The organism is Brumicola blandensis (assembly GCF_031846165.1).
Classification (GTDB): Bacteria; Pseudomonadota; Gammaproteobacteria; order Enterobacterales; family Alteromonadaceae; genus Glaciecola; species Glaciecola blandensis.
Map to the genome: position 1 here is coordinate 598,000 of NZ_JAVRIE010000002.1, position 13,723 is coordinate 611,722.

The 13,723-nt window shown below is 45.0% G+C and carries 9 protein-coding genes; 5 read left to right on the forward strand and 4 right to left on the reverse strand.

Annotation, left to right across the window (positions count from 1 at the left end; genetic code table 11):
- The first annotated feature begins 45 nt into the window (after window positions 1-45).
- From RM544_RS07840 to RM544_RS07850, 3 genes are read left to right on the forward strand one after another with little or no spacing between them, the layout of a single operon-like run.
- Window positions 46-1,593 (forward strand): alpha/beta hydrolase-fold protein, encoded by a 1,548-nt coding sequence (locus RM544_RS07840; protein ID WP_311361206.1) that lies wholly within the window; start codon window positions 46-48, stop codon window positions 1,591-1,593.
- Between the two features lie 48 nt (window positions 1,594-1,641).
- Entirely contained in the window at window positions 1,642-2,853 is a 1,212-nt protein-coding gene (locus RM544_RS07845) for a saccharopine dehydrogenase family protein (RefSeq protein ID WP_311361207.1), read from the forward strand.
- A gap of 15 nt (window positions 2,854-2,868) precedes the next feature.
- Complete coding sequence (locus tag RM544_RS07850) at window positions 2,869-3,390, forward strand: DUF4920 domain-containing protein (RefSeq protein WP_311361208.1); 522 nt, start codon at window positions 2,869-2,871, stop codon at window positions 3,388-3,390.
- Between the two features lie 7 nt (window positions 3,391-3,397).
- Here the strand turns inward: RM544_RS07850 and RM544_RS07855 are convergent, their stop codons facing one another.
- The 3 genes from RM544_RS07855 to RM544_RS07865 all read right to left on the reverse strand — a co-directional run bounded on the left by RM544_RS07855 (window position 3,398) and on the right by RM544_RS07865 (window position 9,057).
- Window positions 3,398-4,525 carry a MalY/PatB family protein gene (locus RM544_RS07855; RefSeq protein ID WP_311361209.1) on the reverse strand — a complete coding sequence of 376 codons (1,128 nt, stop codon included), beginning with the start codon at window positions 4,523-4,525 and terminating at the stop codon, window positions 3,398-3,400.
- 318 nt (window positions 4,526-4,843) lie between these two features.
- Window positions 4,844-7,969, reverse strand: coding sequence for an efflux RND transporter permease subunit (locus RM544_RS07860; RefSeq protein WP_311361210.1), 3,126 nt, complete (start codon window positions 7,967-7,969; stop codon window positions 4,844-4,846).
- Window positions 7,966-9,057, reverse strand: coding sequence for an efflux RND transporter periplasmic adaptor subunit (locus tag RM544_RS07865; protein ID WP_311361211.1), 1,092 nt, complete (start codon window positions 9,055-9,057; stop codon window positions 7,966-7,968). Before RM544_RS07865 ends, RM544_RS07860 begins: the two co-directional genes overlap by 4 nt.
- A gap of 219 nt (window positions 9,058-9,276) precedes the next feature.
- Here RM544_RS07865 and RM544_RS07870 point away from each other — a divergent pair, with 219 nt between their 5' ends.
- A complete protein-coding gene (locus RM544_RS07870; RefSeq protein ID WP_311361212.1) occupies window positions 9,277-9,717 on the forward strand; it encodes a hypothetical protein in 441 nt (146 codons plus the stop codon).
- 82 nt (window positions 9,718-9,799) lie between these two features.
- Window positions 9,800-11,959, forward strand: coding sequence for a TonB-dependent receptor plug domain-containing protein (locus RM544_RS07875; RefSeq protein WP_311361213.1), 2,160 nt, complete (start codon window positions 9,800-9,802; stop codon window positions 11,957-11,959).
- Here the strand turns inward: RM544_RS07875 and RM544_RS07880 are convergent.
- Window positions 11,956-13,701 carry a Mur ligase family protein gene (locus tag RM544_RS07880; protein WP_311361214.1) on the reverse strand — a complete coding sequence of 582 codons (1,746 nt, stop codon included), beginning with the start codon at window positions 13,699-13,701 and terminating at the stop codon, window positions 11,956-11,958. The two genes, RM544_RS07875 and RM544_RS07880, sit on opposite strands and share 4 nt — an antisense overlap.
- Between the last annotated feature and the right edge of the window lie 22 nt (window positions 13,702-13,723).

Sequence of the window (13,723 nt, forward strand, 5' to 3'; positions counted from 1 at the left end):
TAATGGCCTTTTGGCCCCTTTATTTACCTATCAAAAGGTTGATATATGAATATTTCAAACCGCTATCTTACGGCAAGCCTTTTTACCTTTTTTCTAAGCTCATTCAGTCACACTGCTTTTGCCAATAACCTCAATGTTGAAATAGAAAGTCCGCAAACGATTGATTCAAAAGGACGGCTTCACCTTGTTTTTTCAAAGTCTGCCGACAGGGAGCCAAGAAACTACAGCGCATGGCCAACAAGGAACATTGAGCCTTTGTTCTCCAAAGATCTGGAAAAAGTCCCAACAGGTGAAGCAATGCAAGTCAATTTCAATGACGCAGGCTTTCCGTACCGTTCACCTCAAGACTTACCTCCAGGAAACTGGTTCGTGCAAGTAATCTACGATACGGATGCTTTCGACTCACGCATCAATTCACCTGGAAACTATTACAGTGAGGTGCAAAAAGTAGAGCTTGATTTCCTTGACTCCAAAGTGCTTTCTTTCAACTTAAGCAAGAAACTACCACCGGAAACATTACCCGCCGAGCAAGAACATCTCAAATTTGTCAAAATGCCAAGCGAGCTGCTAACTGAGTTTTGGCAACATGATATGCATTTAAGAGCCGGTGTGATTTTGCCCAAGGATTATTACTCGCAGCCCGATAAAGTATTTCCAGTTGTATTTAGCATAGGTGGCTATCACGGTCGTTATGACCGTGCTGAGCGTACCTTCAACAATAAAGATTTTCAAACTTATTGGTTTGGAGATGAAGCCCCGAATATGGTACTTGTGTTCTTAGACGGTGAAGCACCCTTGGGCGATAGTTACCAAATTGATTCTGCGAATAATGGGCCTTATGGCGAAGCGACATGGACCGAACTCCTGCCTTATTTAACCAAGCAATTCCGATTAGTAGACTCAGGTGAAACACGCTTTACCACTGGCTGCTCAACAGGTGGTTGGGTGAGCTTAGCTTTACAATTATTTTACCCTGATATGTTTAATGGCGCATGGTCATTTAGCGCTGACGGTGTTGATTTTAGATATTTCCAACTCGTTGATATTTACAAAGACGAAAATGCTTTCATTAACGAGCATGGCGTTGAGCGCCCTTCATTTAGAGCGAAAGACGGTGAAATTATTTTCAGTATTCAACGTGAAATCATGATGGAAAATACGATGGGACGGAATGATTCGTTTGCATACAGTGGTGGTCAATGGGGTGGTTGGAACGCCGTCTATGGGCCTCGCTTAGACAATGGACAACCTTCGGTCTTATGGGACCCAATAACAGGCGAAATAAATAAAGAGGTTGCGCAGGCATGGTCACGCTATGATTTACGCAAATATACTGAAGATAATTGGTCAAGCTTGGGGCCTAAAGTTGCGGGCAAGCTACATATTTGGATGGGGGATATGGACAATTTCTACCTCAACAACGCAATGAAGCTTTATGAAGAAATGTTGTCGAATCAAACCCAACCTATTTCAGACGCAAAATTTACTTGGGTTGACGGCGCTGGCCACTGCGATTATAGAGCCATACCAATGCTACAAAAAACCTTGTCGCAAATGCACGACCGTGTACCAGAAATGTACCAAACTAAGTAGAGACAGTTTTCCACCTTACAGTGCAATACTAAACAATAAGGCAAACAAATGAGCACAAAAGAACCATCAAATTTCGACTTCATCCTCTATGGTGCGAGCTCTTTCGTTGGGCAGATTATGGCAGAATATTTAGCTACTTATACTGGTGAAAGTTTCTCTTGGGCGATAGCTGGAAGAAGCGAAGCAAAGTTGATCGATTTAAAAAAGCGCCTAAATCTTGAAAATGTTCAACACTTTGTCGCGGATGCTGATGACGAGAGCGCGCTTAAAGACATGTGTCATAGAACCAATGCTGTGGTGAGTACGGTTGGACCCTATGCTCTCTACGGTGAGACCTTGGTCAGCGTTTGTGCAAAATCTGGCACCGATTATTGTGATCTGACTGGTGAACCACAGTGGATAAAGGCAATGCTAGATAAATATGAAAGCGATGCAAAGTCGTCTGGCGCTCGCATTGTTCATTGTACAGGCTTTGATTCTATTCCATCTGATTTGGGCGTGTTTAAATTACAGCAAACCATGATTGCAGCAACGGGTGCTCCGGCGCAGCAGATTAAAATGCGCGTACGCAGAATTAAAGGCGCAGCCTCGGGTGGCACAATCGCCAGCATGCTGAACGTGATTAAAGAGGCGAAAGAGGATCCGAGTTTACGCAAGATCCTAGTAAACCCATACGTGCTTTGCCCTAGTAGTCATGATTTCAAGCAAAGGCAAAAGAACCATAAAAAAGCAGAATACGATGCCGATCTGAAAGTATGGACCATGCCGTTTGTCATGGCGTCGATTAACGAAAGGATTGTGCATCGCAGTAACGCCTTATTAGGCAACCAGTACGGCGAAAACTTTCTTTACGATGAAGCAATGACAGCAAAGTCAGGCTTTCAAGCGTGGACATTTACGCTAGGCTTAGGTGCTTTCATGTTGGGAGCGAGTATCTCGCCAATCAGAAACCTTCTAGCGAATAAATTTCTGCCCAAACCCGGCGAAGGTCCTAGTCCAGAAGAACAATTGAATGGCATGTTTGACATGCGTTTTTATGCAAAGACTTCAGAGGGCGAAAAGCGCTGCGTAAAGGTTTACGGTGATCGTGACCCAGGTTACGGCTCTACTGCTAAAATGCTAGCTCAATCTGTGCTATGTTTAAGTAAAGATGTGCCAGAACTGAAAGGTGGATTTTGGACGCCAGCATCAGCTTTGGGAGACAAGCTTATAGACCGCTTAGCTGAGCATGCTGGCGTAAGCGTTGAGTTGATTGACTAATTCAGGGAAAAGATAATGAACGTTAAGAATGTAAATACCTTTTGGCGCAAGCCAATGACTACTGTGGCTAGTATTTTATTATTGGGATGTCTGTTTTCAGCCAGTTCTTATGCTGAAACAGTGCGTTTATCAGAGCCGGTTGCTGTGACTGATACTAGCGAAACCTTTGGTTCAATTATTGATGAAACCCTACAGAAAGTCGATTTAGGAAGCTTGTCGAAACAACCCAGCAAGCATGCTGAAAAGCCCTTTATAGTCGAGACTAAAATTGCGAAAGTGTGTCAAAAGAAAGGCTGTTTCTTTATTGCACAAGACGGCGATACCATCATGCGCGTATCATTTAAAGACTATGGTTTTTTCATCCCTAGTGACACCGCTGGGCGCACCGTAACACTTGCAGGAGAGCTAGTTAAAAAAGAGCTCAGTGAGGAACAGGCAGCGCATTACCGTGCAGACCTACAATTAGACTCTGATATTGTTAAAGCCGGTGAAGTATATGAAATTGTTGCTTCAGGGATAAGAATCCCCAAAGCATAGTTTTCAGCTAGGCTTGTTTTAACAGATTGATTGCTTCTTCTAAATAAGTTCTGGAACAACCGAAGTTAATGCGGAAAAATGATGGCGCGCCGAAGTCTCGGCCTGGAGAGGGGCCAATACCCTTGCTTTCAGCCCAAGCTTGAGTGTCGTCAACCTGTAAACCGGAGGCATCTACCCACAATAAAAAAGTGGCTTCCGGTGCAATTGCTGTTAAACCTGAGATTTTGTTGATTTCTTCAACAAGATAATCACGATTTTCTTTCAAATAAGCCAACTCGGCTTTATGCCAGTCATCGCAATAACGAAACGCAGCGTTTGTTGCAGTTAGGCCAGTGACGGTGACCCATGGAACAATCCCGCGAGTAGAGCGCACGAACTTTGCGCGTAAGTCTGCATTTGGAATAATGGCAAATGAAGTTCCTAAACCGGCGACATTAAAGGTTTTGCTTGCAGCCATTAAGGTCATTGATTTGTCATGTAGCTTGCTGTGTGCGCCAGCTGGTAGATGCGGTACATCATCTAAAACCAAGTCGCAGTGGATTTCATCAGAGCACAGCGTCACATTGTGTTTTTCACATATTTGGGCAACACGATCCAGTTCTGTTTTGGTCATCACTGAGCCAACTGGGTTCATCGGGTTACACATAATGAACAAACTCGCATTGGGTGCAGCTGCCGCTTCTTCGAGTGCATCGAAATCCAAGGTCCAACGCCCATTAAGCTCAACAGTCGGCACGGTGGCTTTTTTCATGCCATTAATTGCTGGTGCGGCGAGTAGTGGAGGGTAGTTAGGGCTTTGTACAATGACAGTATCACCGGCCTTACAATTTGCTTTGATAGCAACATTAAAAGCGGGAACAACACCTGGTGTCCAAACGATCCAATCAGCTTCAATAGTCCAGTCGTATTGTTTCTTACACCACTCGACAATAGCTTCTAGGGCATCAGAATCATGGGCTGGGAGTGTATAACCAAATAACCCATCGTCGACTCTTTTATGCAGCGCTTCGATGATAGGAGGGGCACACCTAAATTCAGTATCAGCAATCCACATAGGTAAGATATCAGTGCCTTTGTATTTTTCCCATTTATAGGCTTTCGTTGCACTTCTATCTGGCTTATCACTGAAATTCATTTGGTTTCCTTTTGGCTGCTATTAATCTCAATCCTCAAGTTTAAAGCAGTTTAACAAAGAACCAAAGAGCTAATCGTAACTGCACTCCCCCCCGCGCATGTCGTCATCCCCGCGTAGGTTATGATCCCTGCGCATTCCGTCATCCCCGCGCATTCCGTCATCCCCGCGCATTCCGTCATCCCCGCGCATTCCGTCATCCCCGCGCATTCCGTCATCCCCGCGCAGGCGGGGACCTAGATTCCTGCCTTCGCAGGAATGACATAAGCGCTTAGGAATGACGTAAATGTTGCAGGAATGACGCAAGTTGGGAGTGTTGGCTTATCCTTTGCTGCTATTGAGTTCTAAGTCTTCGGCATCTTCTAATTCACCTTCCAAACGTTTACTTTCATCAGCGCGTGGCTTAGTGAAACGAGCAATCAGCTTGTATAGCACTGGCGTGAGAAACAAAGTAAAGATGACGGCGATACCCAACCCACCGAAAACTACCCAACCGATGGAGTTACGAGCTTCCGCACCAGCACCGGTTGACAAAATCAAAGGCAGGCCACCCAGTATGGTTGACATCAAGGTCATCATAATCGGACGAAGTCTTACCGAAGCGGCTTCAACGATGGCATCATTCACTTGCATCCCACGGTCACGCAGTTGGTCAGCAAATTCAACGAGTAAAATGGCATTCTTGGCAATCAGCCCTATGAGCATTACTAAACCTATCTGAGAATAGATATTGATTGAAGTGCCGGTAAGATAGAGTGCAAATATCGCAGCGGCAATGCCGAAGGGAACGGTAATCATAACAATGATCGCACTATTAAGGCTTTCAAACTGTGCAGCTAGGACCAGTAAGACAATGATGAATGCAAACAAGTAAGTCATCGCGACTTCGTTAGATGTTTCTTCAAACGTCAATGCTTCGCCCAAGAAAATCAAGCCGATGCCATCAGGTAAGTTTTCATTGCCAATGTCTCGCAGCTTACTGACGGCTTCTGCCATCGTTAACGAGTCTGGTAGTTCCAATTCAATCTCTATTGCACGACGCTGCGCATGACGCTCCAATTCAGCCGCAACACCTTCTTCACTGATGTATGCCAAACTAGAAAGTGGTACGAGGCGTCCGTTGTTAGACTTCACATACAAGTTAGTCAACTCAGATGGATTGGTTGTGACACGGTTGCTTGATTGCAGTATTAAAGGCACAGCTTGATCACCGATGTTTAGGTCGGCAATGTCATCGCCGTTGATCGCTGCCCGCAATGTGGTGGATATGTCGTTAAATGGCACACCCAGTTCTTCTGCGCGACGTCTGTCGATGTTTACACGCAATTGTGGCTGGGTAGGCTGATAGCCAATTCGAGGCCTGCCGAGTTCAGGCAGTTGTTGCTCTACTAGCTTAGTAAACTCAAGAGCTGACTCATATATTCTCTCATATGTATCGCCAGTAAGCGCTAACTCAAGACCGCCCCCTTGGCCACGCAGGTTTAAGCTGTTTGAACCGAAGGCATTAGCAGGAGCACCAGGAATACCCTGTAGTTGGGGGCGCATTTCATTAATGATTTCTTGTTGTGTCTTGTCTCTATCGTCCCAATGCTCTAGCGGCACAGTGATAAACACAACGTTCGGATCCCAACGACCTACTACGGTATAGATAGAATCCACATTTGAGTCTTCTACATAAGGCAATAAGATTTCTTCCATCTTCTCAGCTTGGCGATTCATGTAGTTTAAGCCAACGCCATCTGGGCCCCTTGCGAATACACGAATTGATCCACGGTCCTCAGAGGGTAGTAATTGATTTTCAATTTTCTCATAGAGAAGAAACGCACCACCAGCGGCCATAAGCGAAATCAGCACGGTTAGCCATGATAATTGAAGGCTTCGTTTGAGTATGACCATATATCCATTCAGTACTTGTCTGCCAAAAGCCCCTAGGGTTCGGTCAAAGAAACCACTGGAAGATGATTTGATGGGCAGTTTTGCCGTTAATGCAGGTACTAAACTCAGCGCGACAAACGATGAGATGATAACAGCACCGGCAAGGACACCACCGAACTCTCTGAACAATCGTCCTGCAGTTGATGGTAAAAATGCGATAGGAATAAATACAGCTGCTAAGACTGCTGTGGTGGCAACGACAGCGAAGAAAACTTCACGTGTCCCTAATACGGCAGCGGCTCTCGCACCTAAGCCTTGTGAACGTCTACGTTGAATGTTTTCTGAAACAACGATAGCATCGTCAACAATTAGGCCGGTACCTAAAACTAAGGCCAGTAGCGTTAGAATATTAATCGAGAATCCTAGCACCCACATGATAACCAAAGCACCAACCAAAGACACTGGGATAGATAAAGCCGGCACTAACGTCGCTCTGAATGTGCCTAAGAACAACCATAAAGTGGCAACGACGAGTAGGATAGTCAGACTAAGAGAAACAATGACTTCGTCTACTGAACCTCGTATAAACTCTGCATCATCAGAGGTGACAACAATATTCATGTCAGTAAAGCGCTTGTCTAAACTAGCCACCATTGCCAGTACTTCATCAGAAATCTCAATGGTATTTGAGCGGGCTTGACGAACAATACCTAAGCCAACGACGGGTTTGCCATCTAAGCGAACCAAACTATTGGCATCAGCGGGCCCAAAATATACATTGGCAACATCTGCTATGCGCGTATCGCCGTTGACCACAATTTGCTCTATATCTTGTGTATTTACGGATGTGGCATCGGCGCGCACGATTAATTCTTGGTCTTGCGATTTGACACTACCTGCCGGTACATCAAATGGCGCTAAACGCAACGCTGCCGCGACGTCGGTCATAGAAAGGTTGAAGCTAGTTAATCGTAGTGGGTCAACAGCAACCCGCATAACGCGTTGACGCTGACCATTCAATGAAACGTCAGCGACACCGGGGATACTCAGAAACATTGGAGCAAGGTCAACTTCAACGCGTTCTGTTAGAGTTTCCATGTCGAGAGAGTCACTACTGATCGCTAAACTTACAACGGCTTGTGCATCGTTGTCTGCTTTAATAATGGCTAGGTTTTCAACTTCTGCGGGTAAGCGCCTTTGGACACGACTGACAGATTCTCTTGTTTCGTTGGCTGCGTCTTCAAGGTTAATGCCAGGGCGAAATTCAACACGGACACGAGCAGAGCCTTCTTCACTTGAAGCTCTTATCGATTTCACCCCGCTCACTCGGGCCACAGCCCCTTCTAGTCGGCTAGTCACTTCGCTATCGACTGTCTCTGGTGAGCCACCAGGATAGCTTGCTGTTACCGAAACGATAGGTCTATCTACATCCGGTAATTCTCTTATTTCTAGATCATTAATTGCTGCAAAGCCGGCTAAAATAATGAGTAGGTTAAGTACCATCACCAATACTGGGCGACGAATTGAAAGTGACGGTAAATCGTTCACTTGTAGTGATGAGGGCAACTTCATGATGCCTTCTCCTGCTCGTTTCTATTCGCGCGGCTGGCATTGCTCGTCATCGCTTCGAGAGCTTGACCACCGCGTAGGCGTTGTACGCCCTCTACAACCAGCGGCGCACCTGCCGTAAATGGCCCTTGGACCAGTATTGTGCCGAGTAATCGTTGCTGAATTTGAACATCAACTCTTGCTGCTTTGCCCTCGACCATTTGCCAAACATACGCACCTGTCGCAGACCAGAGCAATGAGGCTTCAGGAACAGCAACATATTCTTGTCCTAAAATGGAAAGTGTGACGCGAAAGCTCATGCCAGGGCGATACTTATCGTTTTCATTGTTCAACAATGCTCTGACTCGTATTGTGCGATCCTGTTCGCTAATTCGCGAATCTACTTGTGCAATCGACGCTTCAATTTTCACCTCTCGGTCTTGCCAAGGTGTCAGAAACACTTTCGCTTCATTATTAAGTATATCTACAGCAACTTCTGGCGCTGAGAAGTTAATATACAACTCGTTTCGGTCATCAATGGTGGTGATTTGAGTCTGTTGAGAAATTCGGTCACCCACTTCAACATCAGTGAACCCTAAAATGCCAGAGAAAGGCGCTTTCACAATACGCTCACTCAGCGCAACATCCGCTTCTTTAACTGCCACTTCTGCCAAGGCCATGGCGGTTTGAGCCACATCAACCTGGCTTTGTGATGCTGCTCCTTTTTTGCGGCTCTCGACCAATCGTTGATATTCGCGTTGAGTGTCTTTTAATTGTATTTTCGCGCGTTGTAAGGCGACTTTTTCGCGCTCATTGTAAAGTGTTAGTAGTACTTTATCTTTCTCGACAAATTGACCAGGTTCAAAATCGACTAAGGTGACGCGTTCACTCACGGCTGGGAAAAGAATAACTGACTTTCTTGCTTCAGCTGTTCCGACAGCTTCCAAGTTGAGTTCTTGGGCTTGATACTTGAGCGGTGCGACAATGACTTTGGTTTTTGCATCATCTCTGCCTCCCCATGATTGGGCGTGAACATTCAGTGAAGCAATAAATAGTATGGCGATGCTTGCGAAGTGAAACAGCTTTTCTCGCTTAAAAATTTGCAATGTCATTATATATTTTCTCAGTTTTTTGTTCGGCACAAGGTAGGTGCACATCTCTGCTTGTAATGGCAAGTTTACGCGAAAGGTCTCGAGGTAGATCATATCTTTACATTTACTTTACGCTTGTAAATTGCTTGAAACTGCCCTTTGCATTGACACAAATCAGACGAGTGTTTCATTGAAAGAAAAATCCTTGTTTTTGTTCCAACTATTCTGTTCAATAGAGCAATGCAAAAACACACCTCAAACTCGTCATTAATGTTAAGGTTTTTACTCCTTATCAGTTTGGCATTCAATCAAGGACTCGGATTAGCGTCTAGCTCAACCGCCATGTCGGCTATGCAGTCATTTGCGAGTGATGATGTGTTGGCTATTTGCACAGGTAAAAGTGTCAAGTGGATTTCCGCCTACGTTTATTTCGCTAGCGGAGAAGTCCTTGAAGTTGAGGCACCTGCAGCTACGCCAGAAAATTTGCATGAAGTGTCTTGTGTACTGGCGCAACTTGCCGACCAGCCGAATTCCCTAGAAAATACTCAATCCGTAAGTGTTAACGTCGCAGGACATACGCCGCTTTTTTACACTCTTGTCAGTTTTTCTACTACAAGCACACAGACTCTCAATTTAGCCAGAGCTCCCCCAATTCTTTTCGCTAATTCGTTCCCCAAATAGTTGAGCGTCACAGTGCCTGTAGTACTGTGAACTTATGAACATTGTCTCAAATACACTTTGAGAAAAGGCTTAGAGAATAAAGATGTTGAATCACATACAAAGTAATGGCCGCATGATGGCCCCAAAAATCCTTGCCGCTATTTCACTCGCGGTCTGTCTTGCATTGGGCAGCGCAGCATCAAGTGCTGTTGCCGAAGAGTCGAATATTGAAAGAATTGAAGTGCTTGGCCAAATTAACAGTGGCCTACTGGAGTCACAAATCGACTTTGAAGATAGCAGCTCCCCCGATTTGCGTGCGCAACTAAGTCAATTGCCTGGTGTATCCGTCAATGGCAATGGCTTAGTGAGTGGTATTGTGCAATATCGCGGACTCTACGGTGATAGAGTGAAGGTCAAAATTGACGATATTGATATTGCAGGTGCTGGACCTAATGCAATGGATAGCCCTTTATCTCACGTGCTTGGCACACAACAAGAGGTCATTCTATATCAAGGTGTCGCACCAGTATCGGTGGGAGCAGAGAGCCTGGGTGGCGCTTTAGTCATCCGTAACAATAAACCTGATCTTAATACCCGAGACAAATGGGAGTCTACTGCTGCGTTAACAGCCACATACTTCGGTAATAATGATTCAAAAAATGTGAATGCTGAGGTGTTTTCCGCTACGGACAATGCATACATATCGGTACAAGGTCAGCTGCAAAAGGCAGGCAACTATGAAAGTGGCAATGGTGATGAAGTGCCATCCACCTTTTATGATAGAACTGGCTTAAAACTAGGTGCGGGTTACTTTACTGATGACACAGCAATAAATGCGCTTGTAGGGTATAGGAACACAGACGAGTCGGGCACACCAGCCTTAGCGATGGACATTATCTATGTCGACTCACTTTGGTATAAATTGGCGGTTGATCGTGAATTCTCTAACGACTGGCAAGCGAAGTTAAAACTGTATGGCAATCAGAATGAGCACGACATGAATAACTACGAGTTACGTTCTGCGCCTATGCCAGCGATGCACCGCTTGAATACAGTCGACAGTGAAGCACTGGGCTTTGACATTGATTTTGTTCAATTTGGGCAAAATGGGCAAACCTTAAGAAGTGAAGGGGGGTGGCGTATTGGCGCGAGCTACTATCAGCAAGTGCATAACTCACGGATCACAAACCCAAATAATGCGATGTTTTTCATTCACAACTTTAATGACATTGAACGCGATTTATTGAGTGCTTACCTCGAGTATGACGGTAGTTTTAACTCTACAGATAAGATCGATAAACCATGGCAAATTGGTTTACGTGCGAGTGAAGTGACGCTCAATGCAGATGAAGTCGGTTCAAGCATGGCCATGATGAATCCAAATGTAGCGGCCCTTGTCATGGGCTTCAATAATGCAAATAGAGAAGTAGACTATCAGTTAGTCGATATTGTATTAAAAACCCAAATGCCGCTGACTGAGCGTGCTGATATTACATTTTCACTGGGTCAAAAAGAAAGAGCCCCCACTTACAGTGAAATTTACTCGTGGTTTCCTTTGGAGGTTTCAGCAGGCTTAGCTGATGGTAGAAACTATATCGGTAATCTTAACTTGAAGAAAGAATCAGCCAAGAAAGCAGATGTGGGTATTCAGTATCAAAAAGCTGGGTTTAGTGTGATGGGTAATGTTTTCTATCAAAAAATCGATGATTATATTATTGGTACGCCTTCTGAAAGTTCGCCGGCGAATATGATTACAACGATGATGGGCGCTCAGCAAGCTTTGCAATGGAATAACTTAGGTGCGCAACTACATGGTTTAGACGTTTATGCCTCTTACGAGATTGACAAGCATTGGCAAATTACAAGCAGTGCGCAATGGGTAAATGGTAAACTGACTGAAGCCATTAATAGCGAAAAGTTACCTTTATATCGTGTGGCTCCTTTAAGCGGAAATATCACCGTGAATTGGCAGTATGACAGAATCGATGCAGCCCTAACGCTTGTGGCAGCGGCCAAGCAAGATGAAGTGTCGAGCTTACAAAATGAAAGCCCTACAGCCGGTTATGGCGTGTTCAATTTCATCCTTGATTATGAGCTAAATGCGGCGATGAATCTGAGCTTTGTGATTGAAAATCTTGCGGATAAATCGTATGCCCAACACTTAGGTGGCGTTAATCGTGTAGCCAATGCAGATATTTCACTAGGTGAGAAGGTACCCGAAATTGGCCGTAATATTGGTGTCCACCTCGACGTTGTGTTTTAACCCAGCGTCGAGATGTAAGTTTGTACTTTTTCACGATCATTGAGAACAAACAGCAAAACCAAATCACCGGCTTGAGCGCGCTTCATAATGTGCTTGCAGCCGGTGAGTGGATCGGGGGAAACGGTGATACTGGCAGCAGGTACACCTCGCGATAGCAAATGTGTTTGCACTAGCTCAGATATTTCATTGGGTGCTCGACCTCGTAAATACTTGTCTATTTCAGCAAGCACATAGTTGCTAGGTTCAAGCTTTTTCACGATATTCGCTACTTCAATAATCTCCTGATCAGAGCGGTCGCCAGCATGGCTGAACATAACATGTTTATTGTTCGCCTTCGTTTGAGCGGCCATTTCTATGATAGCCTCCATACTATGTGCGTTGTGGGCAAAATCTACGACGACTTGTATATCATTTACTAGGTAGCGATTTCCCCGCCCAGGGTTGTCTTCAGGACGTAAACCGAATTGCTTCAAACCTTGGCTTATTGCCTCGTCAGGAATATGCAATGCCTTACATAAACCAATAACGCCTAGCGCATTTTGGATGTTGTAGTTCGCTGTACCCTCCATTGTCATAGGCACTTGATTGATGTTAGCTATGTTTGATGCTTCTGAGAAGTGGTACACAAATTCATTATTATCCACGTATACGCAGGGCATCTGTTTGTCTAGCGCTTCCCTAATCTTTGGGTTGTCTTTGTTTGTACTAAACCAACAAATTGGTGCGCTAAGGTGCGCTGAATGTTCAACAATTAACTTATCATCAGCATTCAGTACGAGAACTGCATTGCTATCAATTGCTTTTGCGACCATGAGTTTTACTTGGGCTATTTCATCTACCGTATTTATGCCATATTGACCAAGGTGATCCCCTGCAACGTTAGTAACCAGTGCCGCATCAGCTTGGGGAACGGGTAAACCTCTGCGCAGTAGGCCGCCTCGGGCGACCTCCAGAAAAGCCATTTCTGTTCTATTGTCGCGCAGGAGCATTCTTGCACCACCCGGTCCAGAGTAATCCCCTTCGTCGATAAGTATGTCGCCGACTTTAATAAAGTCAGTGGAAGTCACACCAGCATTAATCTTGGCACATTTTGCAATCTCCGCAGCCAAACGAACGCTGGTCGATTTACCGTTGGTACCGGTGATTAACGCCAATGGAATTTGCGAAAATGCAGACCAGTCAATGTCATTTTCAGATGCTTTGCTTAAGTGGCTATTGGAAACTAAACCAAAGGGTTTAAGTGCAGGTAGCTTGTCTATCGGCCAAGTCACAGCGCTTGGTCCAGTGCCTAAACTCACTTCATCATCATCGGGTAAACAAAGCACATTGTGCGCCCTCGCTTGCTGCAAAAGGCTGAGTAATGCTGGATTTCTTTCCTCTTTGATGGTGTCTTTTAACGCACTCAAACGTTGGCTAAATTTTATGTTGATGGGCTTATCTACAGAATGCCCAAGAAGTTGGTCTACACACCGATCCCAAGCTAATTCAATCAAGTCACATGCACTATACAATTGGTCCATTGGTGCAGCGATAGACATGCTTGCCCCACCGGTATAGAAACGGTGAAAGGTGGGCTGTTTCCAATTCACAGCTAATTGGCAAATTTGTACATGTTGTTGCCAACACTTTAGGACAGTCTCAGGTGCAATACCTTCAAAAAAAACATCAATGATTGCACCAGAGTGATCTGACAGTAAGTTTGGCCCAGTGAGGCGTCGTACTTCGTCCAGTTCTAATTTCATATTCAATCTATCTCAGACTTTC

What these genes read in the sequence shown, in the direction of transcription:
- RM544_RS07840 (WP_311361206.1), top strand. Translation starts at nt 46, where the DNA reads ATGAATATTTCAAACCGCTATCTTACGGCAAGCCTTTTTACCTTTTTT.
- RM544_RS07865 (WP_311361211.1), bottom strand. Translation starts at nt 9,057, where the DNA reads ATGACATTGCAAATTTTTAAGCGAGAAAAGCTGTTTCACTTCGCAAGC.
- RM544_RS07845 (WP_311361207.1), top strand. Translation starts at nt 1,642, where the DNA reads ATGAGCACAAAAGAACCATCAAATTTCGACTTCATCCTCTATGGTGCG.
- RM544_RS07880 (WP_311361214.1), bottom strand. Translation starts at nt 13,701, where the DNA reads ATGAAATTAGAACTGGACGAAGTACGACGCCTCACTGGGCCAAACTTA.
- RM544_RS07870 (WP_311361212.1), top strand. Translation starts at nt 9,277, where the DNA reads ATGCAAAAACACACCTCAAACTCGTCATTAATGTTAAGGTTTTTACTC.
- RM544_RS07875 (WP_311361213.1), top strand. Translation starts at nt 9,800, where the DNA reads ATGTTGAATCACATACAAAGTAATGGCCGCATGATGGCCCCAAAAATC.
- RM544_RS07855 (WP_311361209.1), bottom strand. Translation starts at nt 4,525, where the DNA reads ATGAATTTCAGTGATAAGCCAGATAGAAGTGCAACGAAAGCCTATAAA.
- RM544_RS07860 (WP_311361210.1), bottom strand. Translation starts at nt 7,969, where the DNA reads ATGAAGTTGCCCTCATCACTACAAGTGAACGATTTACCGTCACTTTCA.
- RM544_RS07850 (WP_311361208.1), top strand. Translation starts at nt 2,869, where the DNA reads ATGAACGTTAAGAATGTAAATACCTTTTGGCGCAAGCCAATGACTACT.